Consider the following 24731-nt stretch of genomic DNA (forward strand, 5'->3'; position numbering starts at 1 on the left):
CCTGGTCACCGCCGCCCACGCCTTCCTCACCGAACAGCGCCTGGCCCCAAAAGCCGATACAGCGGACTCACCCTCTACCAGATCCTCGACACCATCCAAGACCTGCTGAACTGCTGGACCGGCACCTGCACCACCTGCCAGCGCCCCCTGCCCAGAACAACCCCCACCAGCGAAAACCCAAGAGCCAGAACAACCTAACGGAGTCCTACTAGGAGCCGGCAGGTCACCGGGAGCCGGTAACGGCGACTGCTGGGCGGGCGGCCCCGATGGCCGCGTTCGGCGCGGCGGACCTGGACCGCTTGCGCGACCTGAAGCGAGCCGCTCCACTCGCGGCTCGAAGCGACCCGATGACAGAGGTGGCGCTGGCATGCGCCTTCCTGGCGCTGCTGGGATATGGGCCGGCGCCTCGACTTGGACATTGTAAACTGATCGGTTTACGATGGGCTTGAAACCGACCGGTTTCATCAGTCGGAGTCCCGGCGGGGTGCTGCATCTCCGGTTCCGCGTCGATGGCCGTGTGTGCCGAGATTGAACGTTCCGAGGGTCGCCGGACCGCAATGAAGCTGTCCGTCTCTCTCCGGATATGAGTGTGTTGTCCGAGACCGGAGTAAGTCATGAGTGGGATTCACCCGTTCCGCGTCCTGTGCGCCAAACCCCTGTGGATCGCCAATGGCGTCATCACGGGCGTTCTCGCGCTGCTGTTCACCGTGTTCTATGTCGGCGCCAATATCGATCCCGTCGATCACATGAAGAATCTGCCCGTCGGCCTGGTCAACGCCGACAAGGGGGCCGCTGTCGGTGGCAAGCAGGTCAACCTCGGGGCTCGGATCACCGAGTCGATCAAGAAGTCCACCGCGAGCGGGGGCAAGATCGACTGGAAGGTGATGGACGAGAAGGAGATGAAGGAGGAACTCGGCAAGGGCAAGCTGTACGGCGCGCTCGTCGTCCCCGCCGACTTCACCTCCTCCACCACCGCACTCACCGGCGCCGCGACCACCGGGACCCCGACCCGTCCGACGCTGACGGTGCTGACCAACCAGTCCGCCGGCAGTGTGGGCTCCAGTCTGGCCCGGACGGCGACGACGCAGGCGGCCGAAAGCGCCTCGCTCCAGGTCGGCAAGGAGCTCACGTCCCAGGGCGGAACGGGGGAGGCGAAGCTGCCCGCCGCGGCACGCGTCCTGCTGGCCGACCCGGCCGCCGTCACCGTCGAGGACGGCCATCCCCTCGACTCGCACAGCGGCCTGGGCCTGACGGCGTTCTACTACGCGCTCGTCCTCGTGGTGTGCGGCATGCTCTCCGCCAACGTCATCAGCGGCCAGGTGGACCACGCCCTCGGCTACACCCACAACGACATGGGCCCGCTGCGCCTGCACCGCCCGCTGATCCGGGCGACGCGGGTGCAGACCCTCGCCATCAGCAGCACTCTCATGGCCGGGCTGTCGCTGCTGATGGGGAGCCTGGTCATGGCGGGCGCGGTCGGCCTCATGGGAATGCACGCCGCCCATCTGCCCCTGCTGTGGCTGTACTCGGTGTGCGCCATCGCCGTCTCCGGGATCGGTGCGCTCACCCTGCTCGCCGTCTTCGGCACGCCCGGCATGCTGGTGGTCACGCTGGTCTTCATCGGGATGGCGGTGCCGACGGCCAACGCCACCACGCCGATCCAGGCACTGCCCGGCTTCTACCGCTTCCTGGCGGAGTTCGAACCGCTGCGGCAGATCACCGGCGGCATCCGCTCGATCCTCTACTACGACGCCCAGGCCGACGCCGGCCTGACCCGGGGCTGGGTCATGATGGCCGTCGGCCTCGTGGCAGCCGCCCTCTTCGGCTTCGGCATGACCAGCTGGTACGACCGCAAGGGGCTGCACCGCGTCCCTGCTGAGACGGAGCCCGAGAAGACCGCTGCCCCGGCGTAGTGGAAGGCGGCTCACCCAAGACGGGGCCATTACTCGGAGTGGCCCCGGTGTGCGTCGCCCCCGTGGGGACGAGAGGCGCGTGCATCATCAGGGCTCGGCGACGGTCTCTCCCCGAGACCGTCGCCGAGCCTCTGAGTGGCCTTCAGATGTCCGCCCGGCGGCGGGCGTCTCCCCGACACCCCCCGGAAACCGATCGGTTTCTATTTCGTCCGATTCGAGTTAACCTCGCGGTATGACGACCGAAGTGAAGCAAAGCCCCCGGGAGCGGCTGCTGGAGGCAGCGGCCACGCTCACCTACCGCGACGGTGTCGGCATCGGCGTCCAGGCGCTGTGCAAGGCGGCGGGGGTGTCCAAGCGCTCCATGTACCAGCTGTTCGAGAGCAAGGACGAACTGCTGGCGGCGAGCCTGAAGGAGCGTGCCGCTGCCTTCGGGGCGAGAGCCCTGCCCCCGGCGGATGACGGCCGTTCCCCCCGCGAGCGGATCCTGTACGTCTTCGAGCGGGTGGAGTCGCAGGCGGGTGCGCCCGACTTCCAAGGCTGCCGGTACCTGGCTGTGCAGATCGAGCTCAAGGATCAGAACCACCCCGCGAGCCGGGTGGCCCACCAGATCAAAGCGAACCTGACGGCTTTTTTCCGTTCCGAGGCCGAACGGGGCGGGGCGAGCGACCCTGACCTGCTGGCCCGGCAGCTCATCCTGGTCTTCGACGGCGCCAGCGCCCGCGCGGGAATCCAGGCCGACAACCTGACCGGACTCATCGCACCCACCGTGACCGCCCTGCTCGACGCGGCAGACATGCACTGATCCGCCCCCTCTTCGAGCAGGATCGGCGACCGAAGCTCTCTTTCGGGTTGATGCCCGACTCCGGCAGCCGGAGCAGCGCCCACGGCCTCACGCCCCTGCCTCCCGGCAATCGGAGGAAAGCCCGATGGCCGTAAGCGTGTTGCCGAGCATGCCGCAAGCCAAGAAGCTTGTGGTCGCGCGGACGTCGGCACCCGGCGACAGGTGCACGGTTTCCCACGGTCTCATCCAGCCGGCCCGGACGAGCTCGCCCGTCCGGTCATCGCCCTCCGCCTCAGCGGCCGCGACGACGACGTATCCCTGCACCTGTATCAGGAGCGTTTCGGGGCGCGCCGAGATCAGCCGCGCGTACACATCCGTCATGGCACGCAGGGTCTGCTCGCTGCCCTCCATCCCCGTCGGGCGCCCGCTCGAAAGTCAGGCGGGTGTCTTCCGTGCTCCGCACCGACGCGGCGACGAAGATCGCCTTCTTGCCCGGGAAGAGCCGGAAGAGGTACGGCTGCGTGACGCCGACGCGTTTGGCGATCGCCTCGGTGGAGGTGCCGTAGTAGCCCTTGAGTGCGAACTCGGCGATCGCTGCGCGGACGACGTTTTTGCGTCTCTCCCGCGCACTGATCCTGGCCATGCCGTCATATGCACGGCAGGACCTCTGACGGCATCGGCCGGGTGCGCGCGGTGACACCGGGCGGAACACGGCCACGTCGATCACTGTCGGCGGGCTCGCGGCTTCATCGGCCTACGACGGGCCAGTACGGGCTTCGCCGATGGAGGCGAGGCCGGCTCCCAAAGCCTGAGCTCCGCCCGACTCCACCTCGACCCGGCATGCCGGCGCCATCCGGTGCTCAACCCGACTTGCATGACGAAACCGATCAGTTTACGGTGGTGAAACCGATCGGTTTTCATCTTCGTGGAGGTAGTCATGACAGCAATCAAGGGCGCCGGCGTCTTCGTCACCGGAGGCAGCCGTGGCATCGGCAAGATGCTGGTCGAGGAGCTCTACGCACGCGGCGCCGGCAAGGTCTACGCCACGGCCCGTGACCCGCGCACGGTGACTCACCCCGATGCCATTCCGCTGGCGCTCGAGGCCACCGACCCGGCATCCGTGGCAGCCGCCGCCGAGCAGGCCCAGGACGTCACCATTCTGATCAACAACGCCGGCGCCTCCGTCCGCGCTTCGTACCTCGACTCCCCGATGGAGGACGTGCGCCGGGACCTGGAGACCAACTTCTACGGGCCGCTCCTGGTCACCCGGGCCTTCGTGCCGGTCATCGAGCGCAACGGCGGGGGCCACATCCTCAACGCCCACTCCGCTCTGTCCTGGCTTGCCGACGGCACGCCCTACGGCGCTTCCAAGGCCGCCCTGTGGTCGCAGACCAACTCCCTGCGCCTGGAGCTGCTGCCGCGCGGCATCGCGGTGACCGGGCTCCACATGGCCTACGTGGACACCGACATGACCTCGGGTGTCGACGCGCCCAAGGCCGACCCCCGCGACATCGCCGTGGCCGCACTCGACGGCATCGAGGCGGGAGCGCACGAGGTGCTGGCCGACGACACCACCCGCTGGGTCAAGTCCCAGCTGTCCGCCGACCTGGAAGCCATGTACGCCCAGCTGAAGAAGTGACACCACCCGCGGTTTCCAGGGAGCCCCGTGTGCACAGCTCGCCCACCCACCCCTTCGTCGATGTGAGGGGGTTCCGGCTGCACTTCGCCGAACAGGGGCAGGGCCGCTGGTCCTGCTGATGCACGGCCGGCCGGAGAGCTGGTACTCCTGGCGTCACCGGTTCGGGGCGCCTGGCGGCGGCCGGGTACCGGGTCGTCGCCCCCGGCCAGCGCGGCTACGCCGGGAGTCACCCGCTCTCCCGGCATGGCCGACCGAGGACGACATTCAGGCGTACGCGGAGGACTTCGTCCTGCACGGCGAGCGGGCGTTCACCGGGGCCTTCGACTGGTGCCGGAACATAGAACGCAACAACGAACTGCTCGCACCCTTTATTCACGTCGACCTCGAGGGTGAGGGAACCGGCGGGGTGCCGGACGCGGAACGGTGTGCCCGGTGGCGCTGTTGGGGCGACCTCGCCACATAGGGAGCCAGTCATATCGCCGCAGGGCGCCGCCTGGCCTCACGGTCAGGCGGCGCCCCGCGGTGGGGGCGACTTGTCCCGAAGTGGATCAAAGGTCCAGGACCAGGCGGTTGCCCTTGGCTCGGGAGACGCAGATCATCATGGTGTTGCCTGCGGCGCGATCCGCGTCGTTCAGGACAGAGTCGCGGTGGTCGATCTCCCCGGACAACACCGTCGTCTCGCAGGTTCCGCAGATTCCCTCCTCGCACGATGTCATCACTGGCACACCGGCATTTTCGACGGCCTCAAGGATGGACATGTCCTCAGAGATCTTGAGCGTCTTGCCGGACTGGGCCAGTTCGACCTCGAAGGTCGTGAGCGGCCCGGCGGTCACGTCCTTCTTCGGGGCGAAGCGCTCCAGGTGCAGGGCTCCGCTCGGCCACTTCTCGCAGCCGGATTCGACCGCCGCAAGCAGCGGTTCCGGACCGCAGCTGTAGACCGCTGTCTTCCGTTGCGGTTTGCCGAGCAGCGAAGGCAGGTCCAGCAGCCCGTATTCATCCTGCGGCCGCAGGCTCACCCGGTCTCCGTAGGCCCGCTGCAGAGTCTCGCCGAACGCCATCGAAGCTCGGGTGCGGCCCCCGTAGACGAGGCGCCAGTCGGCGCGGCTCGCGTTGACGGCTGCCACCATGGGCAGGATGGGAGTGATTCCGATTCCGCCTGCGATGAACAGGTAGTTCTTGGCCTTCACGAGTGGAAAGTGGTTGCGTGGCCCGCGAATACGCACCGACTCACCTTCCGTGAGCACGTCGTGCACGTAGCTCGACCCGCCCCGGCTTTCCGGTTCACGCAGGACCGCCACCTGAAGACGGGACCGATCCCCTGGGTCCCCGCACAGCGAATACTGCCTGACCAAGTCGGCTCGCAGTATCAGATCGATGTGTGCTCCCGGCTGCCATTTCGGCAGCGGACGGCCTTCCGGGTCGCGCAACGTCAGCAGCACGACACCTTCGGCCATCGTTTCCTTACGTTCCAACACGAGGTCGAGCTCGACTTCGGTGCTGAGAGTGCTCATGATCGGCATTCCACTTCGTCGGTGATGATTCGGTGAGGGGTCCTTTCCTGACCGATCAGGACGGGAAGCAACGGCCGAAGTCGCGTAGCAGTCGGGGGGAGCCGTGCAGCTTGATCTGGCGACGCACCAGTGCCCACGCCAACATTGACGGCTTGCTGAGGAATCGCAGCCAGGTGCGCGTGTCGGCGGTGATCCTGAGATCCGGCTCACCGTGATGTCCGTCGGCGACATCGAGTTCGCGGTCGCGGATGGTCACGGTGATCTGCCGAGACTCGTCGCCGGTGAAGGTGAAATGGTAGGTGGCGGACATGTCCTTGGCCTGTTCGCGCTGGAAGATCAGCGGCAGGCCTTCCACCAGACCGTCGATGCTGTTCGCTCGCAAGCTCATCGCTACGTTTTTCGTGCGCTTGTTAGGGAATCGGGCGGCCACGTGCTGCTCGGCGTCGGACCCCGGGACGACGTAGACGGTCTCTTCCCTGTCCAGCAGTGGGCGCACGACCTGGGTCAGATGTGCCTTGCGATCGTCCAGCCAGGGGCCGATGACGTCCTCGCCGGCCGGGCAGACCGACATGCAGTAGGCGGCCTTGTAGTTGGCGCCGAAGGAGAGGCTCTGCCACATCGAGGCGCTCTCGCTGTCGCTCACTCGCGAGCGGTAGTCGTCGGCGTTACGGCTTTCGGCGACCTGTTCGGCCCAGTCGCCGAAGCCACCCATGAACTCGCGGTAGTTGTGGGTGTAGCAGGCGGAGAAGTTGAAGTGACCGTCGGAGGCGATCGCCCCGGTCGGGCAGGCGGTCACGCAGAGCTTGCATTCCAGGCAGGGGTTGTACTCGATGGGCCGGGACCGGTCGCTGACCTCGGCGTCGATGAGGATGGTGCCCAGCAGGACGAAGTTGCCGAATTTGGGGTGGATGACATTGCGGTGGATACCCATCTTGCCGAGCCCGGCCGCCACGGCGACCGGCTTGTGCCCGACGACCCACGTTTTCCTGGGGAACTTGTCCATCTCCATCGGAAAGCCCATCGCGGGGTTGATGGCGCGCACGCCCCTCGCTTCCAGCTTGCCCACCACTTTCCGGCCCACCTCGTTGGTGTGGTCGCCGCTGTGATGAAACTCCAGGTTGGCCACCGAGCGCGCCGGAGTGCGGATGTTCTCCCGGTTCATTCGGACCACGAAGCTGATCAACGTTCGGACACCCGGCAGCGCGGCGTTCAGGTCCTCTCGCTGGTCGGCGATGTCCGGCCGGTCGATCTCGACGAATCCGACGTCGTCTGCACCCGCCTCGAGACATAGCTCGCGCAGCCATGCCGCATCCAGCGGCTCGGCGGGCCGGGCGGCGGTGCGGTCGCGCTGGCGGGCCTGGACGACGGTGGGATGGTCTTCGAGCTTGTTCTTGGCCATGGGGCATCACCTCACGGGGGCTGGAAGAGCAAGTTTCATGAAGCAACTTGAACCCTAGTCGCCGCCAGTTTCGTGAAGCAACTTGGGTGGGTGCCGAGTTGTGATCCATCGGTTGAATCGCTATGACGCCTGGGCCGTTGGAGCTTCTTCAACGAGGCGAGGGGAACTGACTGACGCAGAGCGGGAGTTCATCGGACCGTCTCTGTAGATCGGCTCATACGGCCCGTACTGATACCCCGTCAGGAGGGCAGCACCTGGTCGGCCGTCCACAACCGCTGCTGGCAGTGGCGTTGCGCTGGAGACTTCGAGGTCCTGCTGGAGGGGCTGTTCGGGGAGGTCGCGAAGCGGGGCGCGGTGGACCTGCCTGTGGTCGGAGCAGGCTGCTGCCGAGGGGGCGGGAAGGCCAGGTCCAAGGGAGCGGTCCCGACGGAGAAACGGGCGGGACGCCGAAGCGGATCCCGAGTGAGAAAGCGCGGACACTCCGGCTGCAGGCCGTCCTTCTGGGGTGCTCCAGAGGCGGGCTGACCAGCAAGGTTCACTTCACCCGCTGAGCGGAATGCCGCCCGCTGGCGTTCGCCCTGACTGCGGGGCGGGCCGCGGACGGGCCCAGGTTATCCCTGTGCTGGAGCAATGTACGGGTCCGCGGCCCGTCGGCCGTCCTGGCATCGGTCCGGACGACGGCCGAACCGGAGGCGGCGCGTACTCGGCCCGCGGAAAGCACGAGTGGCCCGTCCGTCAGTCGCGACGCAGACCTCTGCAGGGAGAGGAACGTTTCGGATGTCAGGCCGGGGAGGCGGTGAGCGCTGGGCCGGGAAGCAGCTGAACGGCGTCCGGGCCCACCACTTGTCCGCATTCGGTGCACACGAGCTGTTCCCGAACGTTGCCCCCGCATCTCGCATGGCTGCTGATCCGCGGCGGGCCGGCCGGGTCCTCGGCGTGCTCATCGCCCCAGTGCATCAAGGCAAGCACGGCGGTGAGCAAGTCCTTGGCCTTGCTCGTCGGCCGGTACTCATAGCGGGCGGGCCGCTCCTGATAACAGACCCGGTCCAGCAGCCCCTCGTCGACCAGCTTGGAGAGGCGGCTGGTAAGCACGTTGCGGGCGATACCGAGGCTGTCTTGAAATTCCTCGAACCGGCGCAGGCCAAGTTGCGCGTCGCGAATGATCAGCAAGGTCCAGCGCTCGCCTACAACCTCCAGAGTCCGGGCGATGGAGCACAGTTGATTGTCGTATGTCCGGCCCAACATGCCGTGAATCTAGCACGTTGCTCCAAACAACTGACAGGCTCGGAAGGCGGGCGCCGGACAGGCCGGCCGGTGATCACCCCAAACCTTCCCCTCCGGGGTGGCGGTTTGCTCTGTCCGGGGACGGCGGGGGAGGGCTCGTCGCCGTGCCCGGTGGCCAGTGCGGTGCAAAGGTCCTCGCGCAGTGACCGGAGGCGTCCAAGGCCGGGCCCGCCGAACAGGCCTCCTACCAGCTCACCTTCGACCCTGTCGACGAGAAGGTCCGCCGGGTCGAGGAGGTGGCCGACCAGGTGCGGGCGAAGTTCGGCCCGGACGCTGTGAAGCCGGGAACGCCGGCGGCGTGACGATCGGTCACCCCGAACGCCGCTTACTACCACTGGAAGTTTTTACTGACGCGTAACTTCACACTTCTGCTACTCGACCGTAACTTGACGAATGAACAGCATCCTCGTGATCCGGATCACAGGGTAAGGCCATCGCACCTCCCTTGAGCCGCAAGGAGATCACCCGATGCTGCCCTGGAAGCGCGTGCTCAGACCGCTTGCCGCACTGCTGCTGGCCGCCGCGGCCGCCACCGTTCCCGCCACTGCCGCCCACGCCGACTCCGCCGCGACCGCCCCGTCGAGCGGCTGGAACGACTACCGCTGCAAGCCCTCCACCGCCCACCCCCGCCCCGTCGTCCTGGTGCCCGGCACCTTCGGGAACTCCGTCGACAACTGGCTGGCCCTCGCCCCCTACCTGACGGTCCGCGGATACTGCGTCTTCTCCATGGACTACGGCCGGCTCCCGGGTGTCCCGCTCTTCGACGGACTCGGCCCCATCGACGCCTCGGCCGGCGAGCTCTCCGCCTTCGTCGACAAAGTGCTCACCGCGACCGGCGCCGCCAAGGCCGACCTCGTCGGCCACTCGCAGGGCGGCATGATGCCCCGTTACTACCTGAAGTTCCTTGGCGGAGCCGCCAAGGTGAACGCGCTCGTCGGCCTCGCCCCCAGCAACCACGGCACCACCCTCGGCGGACTCACCAACCTGCTGCCCTACTTCCCGGGCGCCGAGGACCTGCTCTCGGCCGCCACCCCCGGCCTCGCCGACCAGATCGTCGGGTCGGACTTCCTCACCAGGCTCAACGCGGGCGGCGACACCGTCGCCGGCGTCCACTACACGGTCATCGCCACCCAGCACGACGAGGTGGTCACGCCGTGGCGCACCCAGTACCTCAGCGGCTCCGACGTGCACAACGTCCTGCTCCAGGACCTGTGCCCGCTGGACCTCTCCGAGCATGTGGCGATCGGGCTGTTCGACCGGATCGCCTTCCACGAGGTGGCCAACGCGCTCGACCCGGCCCACGCCACCCCCACCACCTGCGCGTCCGCCCTGAGCTGACCCGCGGATCGTCCCGCCGGGGCCTGTCCGACCTGAGCCGCCGGTCAGGCCCCGGAGTCCTTGAGGCCAAGAAACCGTGAAAACGCCTGCTGGGGGCGGTCGACGGCGATCTTTAGGCTCGCCTTAAGGACATGCTGAGCCTCAGCTCAGGTAGGCAGCTCGGATAGGCAGCTCGGATAGGTAGCGTGCCCGGTATGACGTGCGAGGAGATCCGGCCCGCGACGGCGGCCGACGTACCGGCGGTGAAAGCCGTCACGGACGCCGCGTACACGCACTACATCGAGCGCATCGGGCTGGTGCCGCAGCCCATGGAGGCGGACCACGCGGCGAACGTGGCCGCGGGGAAGGTGTACGTCACCGGCGATCCGGTCGGCGGCGCCGTGGTCGGCCTGGTGGTGGTCCAGGCGTTCACGGACCATCTGTTCCTCGACAGCATCGCCGTCCACCCCGACGCCCACGGCAAGGGCGTCGGACGGCGGCTGCTGCACTTCGTGGACGCACACGCGCGTGCGCTCGGCCTGTCCGAGGTCAGGCTCTGCACGCACGCGATGATGTGGGAGAACCAGAAGATCTACCCGAGGTACGGCTACCAGCTCGTGGAGCGTCGTATGGACGGACCGTACGACCGCCTCCACTACCGCAAGCGGCTGGACTGACCGCGCCCGGCGGCGGGCGTCAGCCGTCCGGCCACCAGGTGCGCGCGATGTCCTTGCGCACCTCGGGGCGCCCGGCGGGCCGTTCCTCGGCCTCGTCGCGGAGCCGGCGGGAGTCCGTCTTCTTCAGGGGCTTCTGCACGGTGGTGCGGCGCATGGCTGCCTCCTTCAGGGCCACCGGGTTCCGCGTTCTCACGGAGGTAGACCCTTTCGGGGAGAGTTCCTCATCGCCCCCGATCTGTCAGTGGCGGCTGTCACGATTCGAGTGTCAGTGGTGGGTGTCACTCTTGGGCACATGAGGAAAGAGAGTGACGAAGCAACTTCGGCCGACGTCGACTGGGACGCGGCGGCGCCCGCCTTCGACGAGGAGCCGGACCACGGCCTGCGCGACCCCGAGGTGCGCGCCGCCTGGGCCCGGCGGCTGCGCACCTGGCTGCCCGAGCGCGGCGGTGACGTTCTCGATCTCGGCTGCGGCACCGGCAGCCTGTCGCTCCTCGCCGCCGAACAGGGGCACCGGGTGACGGGGGTCGACCTGTCCCGGCCCATGATCGACCTGGCCCGCGCCAAACTCGCCGGGCGTGACGCGGTGTTCCTCCTCGGTGACGCGGCGGCGCCCCCGGTCGGCGAGCAGCGCTTCGACACCGTGCTCGTACGGCATGTGCTGTGGGCCCTGCCCGACCCCGCACGGGCCCTGCGGCACTGGCGCGACCTGCTGCGGCCGGGAGGCCGGCTCGTGCTGGTCGAGGGGGTCTGGGGGACCGTCGCCCCGGTCGGCATACCGGCGGACCGGCTCACCGCCCTGCTGGCCCCGCTGACCGAGCACGTGCGCGTGGAACGGCTGTCGCAGGACGCGGGACTGTGGGGCGGGGCCGTGGACGACGAACGGTATGCGGTGGTGGCGACGGTGTGAAGCGGCCGCCCGCACCGCAGCCGGACCCGCAGGCCCTCACGTCGGCAGGCCCTCACGTCAGCAGGGCCTCACGTCAGCAGGGCCTCGAAGTCGCCGCCGTGCGCCAGTGCCTCCAGCTCGTTCAGAGCGGCCACGGCGGCCGCCGCTGCCGTCGGGTCGGTCCGCGCCAGCCCGCTCTCCTCGAACTCGTCCTCGTCCAGCCGCCGGACGTCCGTCCCGTCGGCGGAGCGCCACAGGTCCAGGTCGAGGTCCTCGACGGTCAGTTCGGTGCCGGAGAGCGTGGCCGGGCGGGTGATGTCGCAGTACCAGCCCTTCAGGGCGCCCGCCCGGTCGCGGATCTCCTTCACCGCGTACCAGCGGTCCCGCCAGTAGTACTCGGTGAACACGTCACCCGCCTCGAACCGTACGAACCCGAAGTCGCGTACGCCGTCACCGGCCCAGGGGGCGCGCACGGCGATCCTGGTGCCGTCGTCCGACAGCAGCTCGGCCGCGTAACGGATCTTCGTCCGGCCGCCCTTGACCAGGACGACGTCCACCTGACCCACCGGGGTGGCCGGCTCAGCCGAGTTCGCGGACATACCGCACCTCCGTCGCGCAGATCTCGTACCCGAACCACTTGTTGATCGCGAGCATGGGCCCGTTGTCCGCGTCGTTGCCCGTGTAGGCCTCCCGGCACCCCGCGGCGCGGGCGCGGTGCAGCGAGTCGTTCTTGACGAGCTTGGCCAGGCCGCGGCCGCGGTGGGTGCGGGCGGTGCCGGTCATGCCCGTGCTGTAGCGGACGCCCTCGGTGTGGGCCACGCTGAAGGCGACCGGCCGGCCGTCGGCCACGGCGACCGAGGTCAGGTCCAGGTTCAGGTGGGGGTACTTCCAGTACTCCTCGACCCAGGCCTCGTAGTCCGTGAACTCGGTGTCGATGTCGCTCGGTTCGTCCGACGCCGTGTCCGCGTCCAGGGCGAACAGCGGGCGCGGGTCGTCGGCGAAGTCGGCGGCCGTGCGCAGCTCGACGCCGGGCGGGGGCGCCTGGAGCGGCGGCAGCGTGGCGTGGGCCAGGTCCAGGCGCAGGAAGTGCGAGGAGCGGCTCGCCCGGTAGCCGTGGCGCTCGGCGAAGGCACGGTTGCCCGGCTCGTCCAGGACCCAGCTGAACAGCTTCGTCGCCCCGTGCGCCGACAGATGCTCCTCGGCCGTGCGGACCAGCAGCGCGCCCGCGCCGCGTCCGGTGCGCGCCGGGTCCACGTACACGTTGAGCGAGCCCTGCCCGGGTTCGGGGCTCTCATGGGCGAGCCCCAGCTGGGCCGTTCCGATGACCTGGCCGTCCTCCACCGCGACCAGCTTGCGGGCGTGGGCGTCGGGATGGGACAGGGCGAGGCCGTGCAGCACGGAGGCCGGGCTGAAGAACACGTAGGGCAGAGCGAGGTGCCGGACCCGGATGAAGCCCTCGATGTCTGCGCGTGCGTCGGGGCGCAGATCGCGCACGATGACGGTCATGTGAACGGACGCTACGGGGGAGCGGCATCCCCATACCTCTCAATTTTCCGGTGGGTACGGGACAATCGGCCCGTGACCTTGAAGATCCACATCGATGAGAGCGCCGCGCCGTACGAGCAGGTGCGGGCGCAGATCTCCGGGCAGGCGCGGTCGGGAGCTCTGCCGGTCGGCTACCGGCTGCCGACGGTGCGGGGACTGGCCGAGTCGCTCGGCCTCGCCGCGAACACCGTCGCCAAGGCGTACCGGGCGCTGGAGGCGGACGGGGTGATCGAGACCCGGGGGCGGGGTGGCACGTTCGTGGCCGCGGCGGGGTCGGCGGCGGAGCGTGAGGCGGCGACCGCGGCGCAGGCCTACGCCGAGCGGGTGCGGCGGCTCGGGCTCACCCAGGAGCAGGCGTCGGCGGCCGTACGGGACGCCCTGCGGGCGGCCTACCAGGATTGACCGGCCTGAGGTGAACGTGCGTGATTGGCCAGGCCTGATCGGCCAGGCGTGATCGAGCGGGCGTGATCAGCTGCGGGCCGCGAGCGCGCGAGGGGTGCGGGTCACCGTCAGGCCGGCCCGCTCCGCCGTCCTGCCGAACAGCGCCGCGTCCCCGACCGCCGCGCCGCCGGGGTCGTTGTTGAAGTACGCGTACACGTCGTCCCCGTCCTGCCAGGTCGTCGCGACGCGGTCGACCCAGCTCTCCAGGGCGCGCTGCCCGTAGCGCGGCCACGGCTGGGCGCGGCCCTGGTGGAAGCGGACGTAGCCCCAGTCGGTGGTCCGCCACAGTGGGGTGACCGGGCGGGAGAGGACGTCGGCCCAGCACAGGGCCGCGCCCCGGGACCGCAGGACCTCCCGCACCTCGGGGGTCCACCACGAGTCGTGACGCGGCTCCACCGCGACCCGCGTGCCCGAGGGGAAGCAGGACAGACAGGCGTCCAGCAGCTCGGTGTCGGACCGCAGGGTCGGCGGCAGCTGGAGCAGGACCGGGCCGAGCCGGGCGCCGAGGCCGGCCGCGTGGCTCATCAGCCGGTGCACCGGCTCCTCGGGGTCCTTCAGCCGCTTGATGTGGGTCAGATAGCGGCTCGCCTTCACCGCGACCGTGAAGTCCGCCGGCACCCGCTCGGCCCAGGAGGCGAACGTCTCCCGCGACGGCAGCCGGTAGAAGGCGTTGTTGATCTCGACGGTGGCGAAATGCTCCGTGTACTCCTCCAGCCACCGCCGCAGGGGCACGTCGGCCGGGTACAGGACGCCCCTCCAGTCCTTGTACTGCCAGCCCGACGTGCCGACGTACAGCGTCATACCTCCATCAAAACACCTACAGGTACAGTCCCGCGTCCGACCGCCCCCGGGGCTCGGGCAGCGAGGTCGGGGACGTGCCCCGGCGCAGTGCGTACAACTCCGCCAGCGTGGCGCCCTCGCGGCCGACGTCCTCCTCCCGGGCGGCGGCCTCCCTGCCCAGCCAGTCCACGGCCTCCCGCTGGGTCAGCGGGCCGACCTCGATCCGGGCCAGACAGCGGCCGGGGCGGACGACGGCGGGGTGCAGGCGCTCCAGGTCCTCGTTGGTCGTCACGCCCACCAGGACGTTGCGGCCCTGGCCGAGCAGGCCGTCGGTGAGGTTCAGCAGCCGCGACAACGCCTGGCCCGCCGTGTGCTTGGCCTCGCCGCGGATCAGCTCGTCGCAGTCCTCCAGGAGCAGCAGCCGCCAGCGGGCCTTGCCCGTGCCGTCCTCCTCGCCGATCGCGATGTCCATCAGATAGCCGACGTCGGAGAACAGCCGTTCGGGGTCCAGGACGCAGTCCACCTGGCACCAGTCCCGCCAGGACCGGGCCAGGGTGCGCAGCGCCGAGGTCTTGCCGGTGCCGGGCGGGCCGTGCAGCAGGAGCAGCCGGCCCGCGATGTCGTCGGGGGTCGTCCCCATCAGATGGTCCAACGCCTCGGCGACGGGGGCCGTGTAGTTGGGGCGCACCTCGTCCCAGGTGCCCGCGGAGATCTGCCGGGTGGTGCGGTGCGGGCCGCGTCGCGGGGAGACGTACCAGAACCCCATGGTCACGTTCTCCGGCTGGGGTTCGGGCTCGTCCGCCGCGCCCTCGGTGGCCTCGTCGAGCACCTTCGCGGCGAGTTCGGCGGTGGTCGCGGTGACCGTGACGTCGGCGCCGCGGTTCCAGCGGGACACCAGCAGCGTCCAGCCGTCCCCCTCGGCCAGGGTGGCGCTGCGGTCCTCGTCGCGGGCGACGCGCAGCACGCGGGCCTGCGGTGGCAGCAGGGTCGCGCCGGAGCGTACGCGGTCGATGTTCGCGGCGTGCGAGTACGGCTGCTCGCCCGTCGCGAAGCGGCCGAGGAACAGCGCGTCGACGACATCGGACGGGGAGTCGGAGTCGTCGACGGTGAGCCGGATCGGCAGAGCGTCCTGTGGCTGGGCAGACATGCGGCCATGATCCGGCACGCGGGCCCCGTCTGCACCCGGTTTCCGCAGTGCGCGTGGTGTGCCCGGTGTGTCGGATGCGCCCGGTGTACCCCGTTTCCCGGATCCGGGCGGCGGGTCCGGGCTGTGATGGGTGGCCCCGACGGGCTCCGCCGGGGCCACCGCACTCACACCAGTCGCTGGAGTCGCCGGGTCCGCCGGACCATCGCGTACCCCTTGGTCAGCGCCCGGTCCCGGGCGAACGTACGGCCGATCGCCCGGCCGTCGAGCAGCCGTTCGAACTCCGTGGTGTCCGTGGCCCGCCGTACCGTCACCCGCCGCAGGGCGTACGGCCCTTGCGCGCGGCGGGCGAGGGAGTTGCCCACCGCGAGCGCCTGGGCGAAGCCGTGGCCGCGCACCGCCGCCCGCACCCGGCGACTGGAGTAGCCGTACGGGTAGGCGAACGACACGGGCAGGGCGCCCAGTTCGCCGGCGACGATGTCCCGGCAGCGGGTCAGCTCGGCGCGCAGCGCCGCGTCGTCGAGCTGGTCGAGCTGCGGGTGGGTGTGGCTGTGGCCGCCGATCTCGACGCCCGCGTCCGCCAGCCGGCGTATCTGCCGCCAGTCCAGCATGGTGTCCAGGCCGCCGCCGGTGTCGTGGGCGCCCCGGATCCAGCCGGTGGAGACGAACAGGGTGGCCGGGAAGCCGTGCGCGGCCAGGGCCGGGAGGGCATGCCGGTGCACGCCCTCGTAGCCGTCGTCGAAGGTGATCAGCACCGGGCGGTCCGGCAGCGGCCGGCCCGCCCGCCAGCGGGCCGCCAGGTCCGCCGTGGTGAGCGGGGTCAGGCCCCGGTCCGCGATCACCGCGAGCTGCTCGGCGAACGCCTCGGGGCCGACCGAGAGCGCGCGGGTGGCGTCGCCGGGGTCGGCGGCGACCGCGTGGTACATGAGGATCGGCACACCCCCCGGCGTCATGCGGCCCGCTCCACGTCGTCCAGGGAGATCGGCACCACGGCGAACGTCGTCCCCGCCCGCCGCGCCCGCATGCTGCCGACCACGTACCCGCCGGCCGCGTGCAGCACCCCGGCGACGATCGCGCCCGCCCGCCGGGCCCCGCCGGGGCGGGCCAACAGCAGGTCGCGCAGCCCGCGGACCACACCGGCCGGCAACACCCGGGTGGTGTACCGGCGTTCGGTCTCCAGCCCCTTGTCGACGCCGACGCTGCGGGCGACGAGCGCCTTGGACAGGCCTTCGGCGTAGGTGCGCGTGCGGAAGTACCCGAAGCGCTCGCGTCCCTCGGGCACCCTGTGGTGGATCACCGCGCGGTCGTCCATCAGCAGGATCGCGTCGGGTCTCGCGCGGCTGAGCCGAATGCACAGATCCGTCTCCTCGCCGCCCATCGGCCGTTTGCTGCCGTCGCGTCCGATGCCGGTGGCGAAGCCGCCCACGCACTCGAACGCGCTGCGCCGGAAGGAGGCGTTCCCGCCGAGGATGTTGCGCACGCGGACCCGGCCGGGCGGCAGACCCAGGTAGGAGCAGCCCACCACCCAGTCGAACTCCTCGGGGAACCAGTCGGGCCGCCGCCCCGACGACCACACGGGCACCGCCCGGCCGCCCACGGCGAGCACCCGGGGGTCGGAGTAGGGGTCGGCGAACCGGCGCAGCCAGTCCCGTTCGGCGACGGCGTCGTCGTCGAGGAAGGCGACGACCTCGCCGTGCGAGGCGGCGATGCCGGTGTTGCGGCCCGCGGACAGACCGCGCGGGCCCGCGTTGGGCAGCACCCGTACCTCGTCGGTCTCCTTGTACTCGCTTCTCAGCCGGTCCAGGAGCGTCGGGTTGTGGTCGACGACGAGCAGGGTCTCCACGGCCGGGTGGGTCTGCGCGCGCACCGAGGCGACCGCCGCGAGGATGTCCTCCCAGCGGTCCTCGGTGTACACACAGATGACGACGGAGACGTCGATCGTGCTCAAGACGCCTCTCCCCGGACCGAGTCGAGCATCGGCGAGCGGCGGACCAGGCGGCGCAGCGCCCGCCGGTTGGACCGTTCCCGGAGGATCACCCGCAGGACGCGCAGCCCGTCGCGGACGGCGCGCAGGTTGCTGACGCCGTGGATGCGCAGATACTCGTGGCTGGGGATCTCCTGGACCTTCAGCCCGGCCTTGACGACCCGGATGTTGATCAGGGTCTCGATCTCGAAGCCGGTGCAGTCGAGCTCGACCTTGTCCAGGCAGTGCCGCCAGAACGCGTTGTAGCCGTAGCACAGGTCGGTGTAGCGGGCGCCGAACTTGCGGTTGACGATGGCGCACAGGACCCGGTTGCCCAGCCACCGGATGAAGGTCATGTCGTCGGTGCCGCCGCCGTTGGCGAAGCGGGAGCCCTTGGCGAAGTCCGCGCCGGAGACGAGGGCGGAGACGTACGACACGATCTCGTTGCCGTCGGCCGAGCCGTCGGCGTCGACCATCACGATGATGTCGCCGGTGCACGCCTCGAAGCCGGTGATCAGGGCGTCGCCCTTGCCCCGGCCCTGCTGGCCGACGACCTTGACGCCGGGCCACAGGTCACGCGCGACCTGGACGGTGGCGTCGGTGGAGTTGCCGTCGACCAGGACCACTTCGTGGATCCAGTCCGGCAGGGTCTTGAAGACGTACGGAAGGTTCTCGGCCTCGTTCATCGCGGGGATGACCACGCTCACCGGCGGCGCGATGGCCAGGTGAGAGGAGATGGGCCGGTACTTGTCGACGGCGTGCGGGCTTTGGAGATCCTCGCCCGAGGTCGCCGGCTGCAGAACGGAACTCATGACTTCGGTCCCTCTCGTCCGGTGGGCCGCCCGCCCCTGGGCGGCCCGGAATCCACGTCCGGTTCGAAAGGGGGGTTTGGTGTCTCACCCACGAACGGCACGGCCACGGCCGTGCGGCACGACATGGCGGCACGCTCTGCGCGCACGCCGGGTGAGCTGGCAAAGCTGACCGGCCACCGGTGAAAAGACGGCGGCCGACTGCGCGGCACGGCCCGGTCACCACTGCGGTCCCCGAGCTCGGCACCCCCCTACCGCGCTCTCGCCCCGGATGCCGCCGCGGTCCCTGAGCCCTCCCCTGGAGCCGATGCCGACGGTCCGATGCGAGTGAGAAGTATGACGGTATTGATGATTAAGCCCGGATGGCAAGCCCTTGGCGGCCCTCTTCCCTTTTTGTTCGTTTGACCGTTACACAATGATGCGTCCCGACCGAAACAGATGTACGACTATGGGAGAAAAGGGAATTGAGGGGCTGTCAATAAACCTGATGTGGGCGCGCAATGGCGCGAGCGAAAAGGGACCGTGAACGATCACGTCAGGCCACAGAAAGTCTTGGCATGGACACTTCCCGTCAACACGCGTAGTTGCTACGACGGTTGTGGCAGAGATCCTGCTAAAGGGAGGTTCCATGAGACGTTCCCGACTTGTCGTATTCGTCAGCTCACTCCTCCTCGCCGTCGGCACCGCCCTCACCGGGGCGGCCTCGGCGCACGCGTCCCAACCAGCCGCGACCGGCGGCTATGTGGCGCTCGGCGACTCCTACTCCTCCGGCGTCGGCGCGGGCAGCTACCTCAGCTCCAGCGGCGACTGCAAGCGCAGCACCAAGGCGTACCCGTACCTCTTCAACGCCGCACACGCCCCCGCCTCGTTCACCTTCGCGGCCTGTTCAGGCGCTCGTACGGGTGATGTTCTGGCCGGCCAGCTCGGCGGCCTGAACTCCTCCACCGGCCTGGTCTCCCTCACCGCCGGCGGCAACGACGCGGGCTTCGCCGACGTCATGACGACCTGTGTCACCGGCTCCGACAGCACCTGCCTCAACCGCATCAACACCGCCAAGGCCTACGTCGACTCGACGCTCCCCGGCAAACTCGACACCCTCTACTCGACGATCAGCGCCAAGGCGCCCAACGCGCACGTGGTCGTCATCGGCTACCCCCGCTTCTACGAAGTCAGCACGCTCTGCCTGGGCCTGTCCGACACCAAGCGCTCCGCCATCAACAACGCGGCCGACTACCTCGACGCCGCGACCGCCAAGCGCGCCGCAGCCCACGGCTTCGCCTTCGGCGACGTCCGCACTCCGTTCACCGGCCACGAGATCTGCTCCGGCAGCTCCTGGCTGCACAGCCTCAACCTGCTCGACATCGGCGAGTCCTACCACCCGACCGCATCCGGTCAGTCGGGTGGCTACCTGCCGGTCCTGAACAGCGCGGCCTGAGCGCTCACTCGGACGGCGAGGACGAAGGGGAGGCCCCGGCCGACGGGGTCTCCTCCTCGCAGGTGACCGAGAACGGCACCGAGTCGGACGTCGTCTTCACCGGCTCCCGCACCTCGACGCCGATCGCGTTCTCGTACGTCCCGCTCTGCGCGTACGTCGACACGATCACCTTGTCCTGCTTGGACCTGCCCCCGCCCGACGGGAACTCGAGCGTCTTCCAGGTCTGCCCGGAGAGCTCGCCGTCCTTCGTCACCCAGCGGTAGGACACCGTCGCGGGCAGCCGCCCCACGGTGATCGTCGCCGTGAAGGCGGGCGCGTCGGCGTTCCCTGGCGGACACGAACCGGAGTACTCCGTGTGCGCCCCGCTGACAGTGACCGCGACGGTCTGCGCCGGCGCCTCGGAGGAGGCGCTCTCGCTCGGACTCGGGCTCGGCGACTCGCTGGTCTCCTCGCTCGACTCCGGCCGCGTCGCAGGCGAACTCGCGATCTCCGTACCGCTGTTGGTGACGCCGCCGGTGCCGCCCCGGCCGCCGCCGTCGTCACGGTTCAGCAACCCGTACGTCAGCCCGGCGACCGCCAGCGCCAGCACCGCCACCCCGGCGACCAGGACCACCCCCGCGCGCCGGTTGCGCTCCGGCCGGGCCGAGGCGGTCGTCGCCGGGGCGGCCGTCCAGGGCTGGGGCGGTGTCGGCGGACCCTGGCGGACAGGCTCGGCGGGGGTCGCGGCCGTCGGCGGATACGGCGTGTACGGCGCCTGAGCCGTCGCACCGGGCGCGTCCGCGAGCGGGTCGCCGCCCGCCGCGACGATCCGCAGGTCACGCTCGGCCATGTCGGCCGGCAGCCGCTGGGCCGGATCCTTGCGCAGCAGCCCCTCGATCACCGGCGCCAGCGGCCCGGCCCGGTACGGCGGCGGCAGCTCCTCGTCGACGATCGCACGCAGGGTGCTCAGCGGGGTGTCGTGCCGGAACGGGGAGTTGCCCTCGACCGCCGCGTACAGCAGCACGCCCAGCGACCACAGGTCCGACTCGGGCCCAGGCGTACGCCCCAGCGCGCGCTCCGGCGCGAGGAACTCGGGGGAGCCGATGACCTCGCCGGTCATGGTCAGCGCGGAGGTGCCCTCGACGGTCGCGATGCCGAAGTCGGTGAGCACCACCCGGCCGTCGTTCGACAGCAGCACGTTCGCCGGCTTCACGTCCCGGTGCAGCACCCCGGCCTCGTGCGCGGCCCGCAGCGCGGACAGCACCTCGGCCCCGATGTGCGCGGCCCGCGCCGGTTCCAGCGGCCCCTGCGCGTCCAGCAGTTCGGCGAGGGAGATCCCGCGCACGATCTCCATGACGATCCAGGGCCGCCCGTCCTGCGTGGCCACGTCGTACACCGTCACGACGTTCCGGTTCGCGACCCGGGCCGCGGCCCAGGCCTCGCGCTCCAGCCGGGCGTACATCCGCCCGACGTCCGAGGCCGACAGTCCGTGCGGGGCGCGCACCTCCTTGACGGCGACCTCGCGGTGCAGCACCTCGTCATGGGCCCGCCACACCGTTCCCATGCCGCCCTCGCCGAGCGGGGTCAGCAGACGGTAGCGGCCCGCGATCAGACGTTCACTGCCCGGTTCTTCGGACACCGCGCCCCCATTCCGCACTTCGTATCCGGGCGAAAACCTCCGCAACTCCCCCAACGTAGCTCAGCCGAGTACGGATGCGGCCCCCTTGAGCACCAGCCCGGCGCCGAGGGCGACGACGAGGAACGCCGACCACAGGGGCATGTTGCGGCGGACGAGCGTCACGGCCGGGTGGGTCGTCCAGCGCGGCTGCCGGTCCAGGAGGCGGGTCGCCCCCGCACCCAGCCTGACGACGGCGAACCCGGCGGCGGTGAGGGTCAGCGCGAGCCCGACGCCGTACGCGACGACGAGCAGCAGCCCGAACCAGGCCTGACCGAGCGCCGCCGCGCCGACCAGTACGACCACGGCGGACGGGCTGGGGACCATGCCTCCGGCGAACCCGAGCAGGATCGTGCCGCGGAGGGTGGGGGCGACGGCGTGGGTGTGGGTGTGGCCGCCGTGGGTGTGCGTGTGGGTGCGGCCGTGCTGGTGGTCGTGCTCGTGCTCGTGGTCGTGGTGCTCGTGGCTGTGGTCATGGTCGTGACCGTGGTCCTGGGGGGCGGGCTCGGAGGCCTGATGGGTATGCGTGTGCGGGGTGGGGGCGCCCACGAGGGCCAGTTGACGGGCGGGGGGCTTGGCAGGCGCGTGACTGTGGTCGTGCCCGTCCCCGTGGTCGTGGTCGTGGTCGTGGTCAGGGCCGTGATCGTGCCCGTGTCCGTCCCCGTGATCGTGGCCGTGCTCATGCCCAGGCCCATGCCCGTGGCCGTGCCCCTGTCCGTGTCCGCGGTTGCGCCAGGCCCGGCGGGCGAGGCTCGTGCCCGCGAAGAGCACCAGGGCGCCGCTCGCCAGGCCCAGCCAGGCGATCACCGAGGGCGCCGCGGCCGAACCGGCGGTGACGAGGAGGCCGAGGGCGACGACGCCCAAGGTGTGGGTGATGGTGACGGAGGCGGCGAGCGGCAGGACGTCCTTCATCCGGGCCTTGCCGCCCCGGGCGGCCGCCGTCGCCGCCATGATGGTCTTGCCGTGCCCCGGCGCGACGGCGTGCATCGCGCCGAGCCCGACGGCGATCACCAGGGCCAGCGCGGCGAAGCCGACGGTGAAGTGCTGCCGCGCGACCAGGTCGTCCAGGGCCTGCGTCCAGCGGTCGGCGCCGCGCGGTAGTACGGACGCGGCCGGAGCGTCCCGCTTCTCCTCGACGAGGGCCGCGCCACCGGGCCGCACCTTCACGGACGCGGTCGAGGTGTCGGCCGGGGAGGAGAGCAACTCCTTGGGATAGCTGGTGAGTTCGCCCGAGGTCGACTTCTCGGGCACGTCGGAGTCGGTGAGCGTCATACGGTCGCCGCGGGCGGTGATCTCACGCCAGCCGGGGCCGCTGGAGGCGCCCTCGCTGTGGAAGCCGAGGGTGACGGTGTCCTCGTCGGGCAGCGGGGCCGTCAGCCGGCACTCGACGCGCAGGGTGTTGAGCCCCGCCTGACCGGGCCGCAGGACCGCCTTGCTGCCGCCCGCCGTGAGGGTGACGGCACGGCCGTCGACGGTGAGTCTGCTGCCGCTCGCGGCCGTCGCGCACCGCTGCCGGGCCCACTCGGTCATCCCGAGCCGCTCGATGTCCGGCTTCGCCTGGGTCGCCGGGATCTCGGCGAGGTCCTCGACGTGGTCGACGCGCAGTTGTCCGGGAGCGGCGACGAGTCCGTCGTAGCGGTTGACGGTGAAGTTGCCGAGGGGGTGCGCGCTCGCGCCGGCGGAAGGAACCAGCGCGAGCGCGCAGCCGGCCGTGAACACGGCCGCGCAGGAGGCGAACAGACGACGTCGCGACCTCACTTGCTCGCCTCCAGCGTCTTGAGTGCCGTACGGGCCTCGCGGGCGCCCAGCGGGGAGAAGCCGGGGTTCAGCTTCAGGGCGGCGGAGAGGTGGGTACGGGCGTCGGCGGGGTGCGAGGTGGCCTTCTCGATCACACCGCGGTGGTAGAGGAAGGCCGCGTTGCGGTAGCCGGTGGCCGTGGCCTGCCGGGCGTAGGGGAGCGCCTCGGCGTCCTTGCCGTTGACGTGCAGGGCCCAGGCGAGGGCGTCCGCCGTGTGCACGGTGTGCCGGCGGGACCAGTCGTCGCGGGCCGCGCGCAGGGCCGTCGCCTTGTCGCCGTGGTCGGCGGCAGCGAGCGCGGTGTCGAGGTCGGCGTTGACGCCGTTGGCGCGGGCGATCGCCGTCCACGCGTCGACGAGCGCGTACTGGTCCTGGGCCTTCGCCCGGTCGCCCTCGCCGCCCCGGGCCTCGTACAGCTCGCCGAGCTCGACCAGCGGGCCGGGGAGCGGATAGCGGGCGACGATGAGCTCCAACCCCTTGATGGCCTCGGCCTGTTGGCCGCTCGCCGCCTGAGCGCGGGCGCGGCCCTCCAGCGCCGGGAGGTAGTTCTCGTCGGCGGCGAGGGCGCGGGCGTAGTGGGTGAGCGCGGTGGGGTAGTCGCCCTGGTTCCAGGCGAGTTGGCCGAGCTGGGAGGCGACATAGGCGATGTCGCCGGGGGAGGTCGACGCGGCGAGCGCGCGGTCCAGGACCCGGCGGGCGGTGGTGACGTCGCCGCGCAGCTCGTGGACGTAGGCGTAGCGGGTGAACACCGGTACGCCGGGCCGCCGTTCGTCGGCCGTCCGCACGGCCTGCTCGGCGTCGTCGTAGCGGCCGAGTTCGACGAGGGCGTCGATACGGGAGCACAGGGCGCGTTCGCTGTACGGGTTCTGCTTCAACGCCTGGTCGGCGTAGGTCAGGGCGTTCGCGAAGTCGTGCCGGGCGGCGGCGAGGGCGGCCCGGCCGGCGAGGGCCTGGTCGTTGTCGGGGCGCAGGGCGAGGGACCGCTTCAGGGCCTGCTCGGCCTGCGGGTAGCGGGAGGGGTCGCCCTTGGTGCGGGCCTGCTCGACGTAGGCGAGGCCGAGGGTGGCCCAGCCGCCGAAGTCCTTTGGCTGGGCGCGGAGATGGGCCTGGAGCGCGGTGATGCCCGAGTCGAGATCGCCACTGGCGAGAAGCCCGGGGGAGACCGCTGCGGCGGTCGCGACGGGCACGTCCTGTCCGTCCCGCGCCGCCCCGAGCGCGATCGCCCCGGCGGTCAGCGCAACGGCCAACATCGCGGCACACGCTCCGAGTTGGACCCCGCGCCACCGGCGCCCCGCGGCACCCACCCGACGAACGGCAGCAACACGATCGTCACCGACGCCGGCAGCGTCGCCGTCGGTCGCGGCGTCCGCGTCGGCGGTCACCTCACCAGCGGTCGTGGCCGTGGCAGTCGTGTGCGCGTCGGGCGAATTCGGCTCGGTGTCCCCTGCGGTCGGGTGCTCGGGGTTCGCCTCGACGACGTCGCCCGCGGCTGCGCCGGTCGCGAGGGAGGCGTCCTCGGGGGCCCGCCCGGAGTTCGGGGCCGGTTGATCTGAAGCCGCTGCCGGCCGGCCGGAGGCCGCCCGCTCCGGTTCGCCGTCGTTCGTCCGCGGGGACATGCCCTCTCCTAGGTCGCCTGGGGTGGATCAGCCTGCTCGCGTGGGGGTGGCGCGGCCCGCGTCGTGGGGGATGAGTACGCGGGCCGCGCCGGTCGGTGGGGTGGGCCGGGGAGTGCAGGTTTCTCCCCGGCCCGTCTCGC

General features: G+C 70.6%; 22 protein-coding genes and 1 pseudogene. 8 read left to right on the forward strand and 15 right to left on the reverse strand.

The features are described 5' to 3' along the window. The first annotated feature begins 614 nt into the window (after positions 1-614). Together ACZ5SK_RS15400 and ACZ5SK_RS15405 are read left to right on the forward strand one after the other, a co-directional pair. The gene (locus ACZ5SK_RS15400; protein ID WP_361701814.1) at positions 615-1913 is read left to right on the forward strand and encodes an SNG1 family protein; all 1299 of its coding nucleotides are present in this window, start codon (positions 615-617) and stop codon (positions 1911-1913) included. Between the two features lie 232 nt (positions 1914-2145). Then, positions 2146-2715: a TetR/AcrR family transcriptional regulator gene (locus tag ACZ5SK_RS15405; protein WP_334583459.1), complete on the forward strand. Its 570-nt coding sequence runs from the start codon at positions 2146-2148 to the stop codon at positions 2713-2715. Positions 2716-2802: 87 nt separating this feature from the next. Here ACZ5SK_RS15405 and ACZ5SK_RS15410 read toward each other — a convergent pair. Next, positions 2803-3337: pseudogene (locus ACZ5SK_RS15410) on the reverse strand (TetR/AcrR family transcriptional regulator). A 294-nt stretch (positions 3338-3631) separates the two neighbouring features. Between ACZ5SK_RS15410 and ACZ5SK_RS15415 the strand changes: the two are divergent. Further along, positions 3632-4333 (forward strand): SDR family oxidoreductase, encoded by a 702-nt coding sequence (locus tag ACZ5SK_RS15415; protein ID WP_334583457.1) that lies wholly within the window; start codon positions 3632-3634, stop codon positions 4331-4333. A gap of 548 nt (positions 4334-4881) precedes the next feature. On the opposite strand, the gene ACZ5SK_RS15420 is transcribed toward ACZ5SK_RS15415, so the two are convergent. The 3 genes from ACZ5SK_RS15420 to ACZ5SK_RS15430 form a co-directional block, all read right to left on the reverse strand. Beyond that, positions 4882-5844 (reverse strand): PDR/VanB family oxidoreductase, encoded by a 963-nt coding sequence (locus tag ACZ5SK_RS15420; RefSeq protein ID WP_334583456.1) that lies wholly within the window; start codon positions 5842-5844, stop codon positions 4882-4884. A gap of 55 nt (positions 5845-5899) precedes the next feature. Beyond that, positions 5900-7243 carry an SCP2 sterol-binding domain-containing protein gene (locus tag ACZ5SK_RS15425; RefSeq protein ID WP_334583455.1) on the reverse strand — a complete coding sequence of 448 codons (1344 nt, stop codon included), beginning with the start codon at positions 7241-7243 and terminating at the stop codon, positions 5900-5902. 780 nt (positions 7244-8023) lie between these two features. Next, complete coding sequence (locus ACZ5SK_RS15430; protein WP_334583454.1) at positions 8024-8488, reverse strand: winged helix-turn-helix transcriptional regulator; 465 nt, start codon at positions 8486-8488, stop codon at positions 8024-8026. A gap of 507 nt (positions 8489-8995) precedes the next feature. On the opposite strand from ACZ5SK_RS15430, the gene ACZ5SK_RS15435 reads away from it, so the two are divergent. Next, a complete protein-coding gene (locus ACZ5SK_RS15435; protein WP_468576118.1) occupies positions 8996-9865 on the forward strand; it encodes an esterase/lipase family protein in 870 nt (289 codons plus the stop codon). Between the two features lie 194 nt (positions 9866-10059). Then, entirely contained in the window at positions 10060-10521 is a 462-nt protein-coding gene (locus ACZ5SK_RS15440) for a GNAT family N-acetyltransferase (protein WP_468576119.1), read from the forward strand. Positions 10522-10540: 19 nt separating this feature from the next. Here the strand turns inward: ACZ5SK_RS15440 and ACZ5SK_RS15445 are convergent, their stop codons facing one another. After that, on the reverse strand, positions 10541-10675 hold the full coding sequence (locus ACZ5SK_RS15445; protein ID WP_099937639.1) for a hypothetical protein: 135 nt from the start codon (positions 10673-10675) through the stop codon (positions 10541-10543). Between the two features lie 138 nt (positions 10676-10813). On the opposite strand from ACZ5SK_RS15445, the gene ACZ5SK_RS15450 reads away from it, so the two are divergent. Next, positions 10814-11428 carry a class I SAM-dependent methyltransferase gene (locus ACZ5SK_RS15450; RefSeq protein WP_468576121.1) on the forward strand — a complete coding sequence of 205 codons (615 nt, stop codon included), beginning with the start codon at positions 10814-10816 and terminating at the stop codon, positions 11426-11428. 68 nt (positions 11429-11496) lie between these two features. Here the strand turns inward: ACZ5SK_RS15450 and ACZ5SK_RS15455 are convergent, their stop codons facing one another. Both ACZ5SK_RS15455 and ACZ5SK_RS15460 read right to left on the reverse strand, forming a co-directional pair. Next, positions 11497-12006 (reverse strand): ribonuclease FAU-1 family protein, encoded by a 510-nt coding sequence (locus tag ACZ5SK_RS15455; RefSeq protein ID WP_468576122.1) that lies wholly within the window; start codon positions 12004-12006, stop codon positions 11497-11499. Further along, entirely contained in the window at positions 11987-12913 is a 927-nt protein-coding gene (locus ACZ5SK_RS15460; protein ID WP_468576124.1) for a GNAT family N-acetyltransferase, read from the reverse strand. The genes ACZ5SK_RS15455 and ACZ5SK_RS15460 overlap by 20 nt, the downstream gene beginning before the upstream one ends. A 72-nt stretch (positions 12914-12985) precedes the next feature. On the opposite strand from ACZ5SK_RS15460, the gene ACZ5SK_RS15465 reads away from it, so the two are divergent. After that, complete coding sequence (locus ACZ5SK_RS15465; RefSeq protein ID WP_319670237.1) at positions 12986-13354, forward strand: GntR family transcriptional regulator; 369 nt, start codon at positions 12986-12988, stop codon at positions 13352-13354. Between the two features lie 66 nt (positions 13355-13420). Here the strand turns inward: ACZ5SK_RS15465 and ACZ5SK_RS15470 are convergent, their stop codons facing one another. The 5 genes from ACZ5SK_RS15470 to ACZ5SK_RS15490 all read right to left on the reverse strand — a co-directional run bounded on the left by ACZ5SK_RS15470 (position 13421) and on the right by ACZ5SK_RS15490 (position 18092). Beyond that, positions 13421-14194: a DUF72 domain-containing protein gene (locus ACZ5SK_RS15470; RefSeq protein WP_334583448.1), complete on the reverse strand. Its 774-nt coding sequence runs from the start codon at positions 14192-14194 to the stop codon at positions 13421-13423. Positions 14195-14210: 16 nt separating this feature from the next. Beyond that, positions 14211-15320 carry a DUF5925 domain-containing protein gene (locus ACZ5SK_RS15475; protein WP_334583447.1) on the reverse strand — a complete coding sequence of 370 codons (1110 nt, stop codon included), beginning with the start codon at positions 15318-15320 and terminating at the stop codon, positions 14211-14213. Positions 15321-15484: 164 nt separating this feature from the next. Then, positions 15485-16270, reverse strand: coding sequence for a polysaccharide deacetylase family protein (locus ACZ5SK_RS15480; RefSeq protein ID WP_334583446.1), 786 nt, complete (start codon positions 16268-16270; stop codon positions 15485-15487). Then, on the reverse strand, positions 16267-17265 hold the full coding sequence (locus ACZ5SK_RS15485) for a glycosyltransferase family 2 protein (RefSeq protein ID WP_334583445.1): 999 nt from the start codon (positions 17263-17265) through the stop codon (positions 16267-16269). The genes ACZ5SK_RS15480 and ACZ5SK_RS15485 overlap by 4 nt, the downstream gene beginning before the upstream one ends. Next, positions 17262-18092, reverse strand: a complete 831-nt coding sequence (locus ACZ5SK_RS15490; protein WP_079663273.1) for a glycosyltransferase family 2 protein — start codon at positions 18090-18092, stop codon at positions 17262-17264. The genes ACZ5SK_RS15485 and ACZ5SK_RS15490 overlap by 4 nt, the downstream gene beginning before the upstream one ends. A 625-nt stretch (positions 18093-18717) precedes the next feature. Between ACZ5SK_RS15490 and ACZ5SK_RS15495 the strand changes: the two genes are divergently transcribed. Then, positions 18718-19524: an SGNH/GDSL hydrolase family protein gene (locus tag ACZ5SK_RS15495; RefSeq protein WP_334583444.1), complete on the forward strand. Its 807-nt coding sequence runs from the start codon at positions 18718-18720 to the stop codon at positions 19522-19524. A 4-nt stretch (positions 19525-19528) separates the two neighbouring features. Here the strand turns inward: ACZ5SK_RS15495 and ACZ5SK_RS15500 are convergent, their stop codons facing one another. From ACZ5SK_RS15500 to ACZ5SK_RS15510, 3 genes are read right to left on the reverse strand one after another with little or no spacing between them, the layout of a single operon-like run. Further along, positions 19529-21142 carry a serine/threonine-protein kinase gene (locus ACZ5SK_RS15500; protein ID WP_334583443.1) on the reverse strand — a complete coding sequence of 538 codons (1614 nt, stop codon included), beginning with the start codon at positions 21140-21142 and terminating at the stop codon, positions 19529-19531. A gap of 60 nt (positions 21143-21202) precedes the next feature. Further along, positions 21203-22936 carry an urease accessory protein UreH domain-containing protein gene (locus ACZ5SK_RS15505; protein ID WP_468156980.1) on the reverse strand — a complete coding sequence of 578 codons (1734 nt, stop codon included), beginning with the start codon at positions 22934-22936 and terminating at the stop codon, positions 21203-21205. Beyond that, the gene (locus ACZ5SK_RS15510; RefSeq protein ID WP_468156978.1) at positions 22933-24591 is read right to left on the reverse strand and encodes a tetratricopeptide repeat protein; all 1659 of its coding nucleotides are present in this window, start codon (positions 24589-24591) and stop codon (positions 22933-22935) included. Before ACZ5SK_RS15510 ends, ACZ5SK_RS15505 begins: the two co-directional genes overlap by 4 nt. Positions 24592-24731 lie beyond the last annotated feature (140 nt).

Source organism: Streptomyces sp. NPDC031474 (assembly GCF_055581185.1).

What these genes read in the sequence shown, in the direction of transcription:
- ACZ5SK_RS15415 (WP_334583457.1), top strand. Translation starts at nt 3,632, where the DNA reads ATGACAGCAATCAAGGGCGCCGGCGTCTTCGTCACCGGAGGCAGCCGT.
- ACZ5SK_RS15450 (WP_468576121.1), top strand. Translation starts at nt 10,814, where the DNA reads ATGAGGAAAGAGAGTGACGAAGCAACTTCGGCCGACGTCGACTGGGAC.
- ACZ5SK_RS15400 (WP_361701814.1), top strand. Translation starts at nt 615, where the DNA reads ATGAGTGGGATTCACCCGTTCCGCGTCCTGTGCGCCAAACCCCTGTGG.
- ACZ5SK_RS15475 (WP_334583447.1), bottom strand. Translation starts at nt 15,320, where the DNA reads ATGTCTGCCCAGCCACAGGACGCTCTGCCGATCCGGCTCACCGTCGAC.
- ACZ5SK_RS15490 (WP_079663273.1), bottom strand. Translation starts at nt 18,092, where the DNA reads ATGAGTTCCGTTCTGCAGCCGGCGACCTCGGGCGAGGATCTCCAAAGC.
- ACZ5SK_RS15495 (WP_334583444.1), top strand. Translation starts at nt 18,718, where the DNA reads ATGAGACGTTCCCGACTTGTCGTATTCGTCAGCTCACTCCTCCTCGCC.
- ACZ5SK_RS15405 (WP_334583459.1), top strand. Translation starts at nt 2,146, where the DNA reads ATGACGACCGAAGTGAAGCAAAGCCCCCGGGAGCGGCTGCTGGAGGCA.
- ACZ5SK_RS15470 (WP_334583448.1), bottom strand. Translation starts at nt 14,194, where the DNA reads ATGACGCTGTACGTCGGCACGTCGGGCTGGCAGTACAAGGACTGGAGG.
- ACZ5SK_RS15425 (WP_334583455.1), bottom strand. Translation starts at nt 7,243, where the DNA reads ATGGCCAAGAACAAGCTCGAAGACCATCCCACCGTCGTCCAGGCCCGC.
- ACZ5SK_RS15420 (WP_334583456.1), bottom strand. Translation starts at nt 5,844, where the DNA reads ATGAGCACTCTCAGCACCGAAGTCGAGCTCGACCTCGTGTTGGAACGT.
- ACZ5SK_RS15510 (WP_468156978.1), bottom strand. Translation starts at nt 24,591, where the DNA reads ATGTCCCCGCGGACGAACGACGGCGAACCGGAGCGGGCGGCCTCCGGC.
- ACZ5SK_RS15430 (WP_334583454.1), bottom strand. Translation starts at nt 8,488, where the DNA reads ATGTTGGGCCGGACATACGACAATCAACTGTGCTCCATCGCCCGGACT.
- ACZ5SK_RS15445 (WP_099937639.1), bottom strand. Translation starts at nt 10,675, where the DNA reads ATGCGCCGCACCACCGTGCAGAAGCCCCTGAAGAAGACGGACTCCCGC.
- ACZ5SK_RS15460 (WP_468576124.1), bottom strand. Translation starts at nt 12,913, where the DNA reads ATGACCGTCATCGTGCGCGATCTGCGCCCCGACGCACGCGCAGACATC.
- ACZ5SK_RS15440 (WP_468576119.1), top strand. Translation starts at nt 10,060, where the DNA reads ATGACGTGCGAGGAGATCCGGCCCGCGACGGCGGCCGACGTACCGGCG.
- ACZ5SK_RS15435 (WP_468576118.1), top strand. Translation starts at nt 8,996, where the DNA reads ATGCTGCCCTGGAAGCGCGTGCTCAGACCGCTTGCCGCACTGCTGCTG.
- ACZ5SK_RS15455 (WP_468576122.1), bottom strand. Translation starts at nt 12,006, where the DNA reads ATGTCCGCGAACTCGGCTGAGCCGGCCACCCCGGTGGGTCAGGTGGAC.
- ACZ5SK_RS15480 (WP_334583446.1), bottom strand. Translation starts at nt 16,270, where the DNA reads ATGACGCCGGGGGGTGTGCCGATCCTCATGTACCACGCGGTCGCCGCC.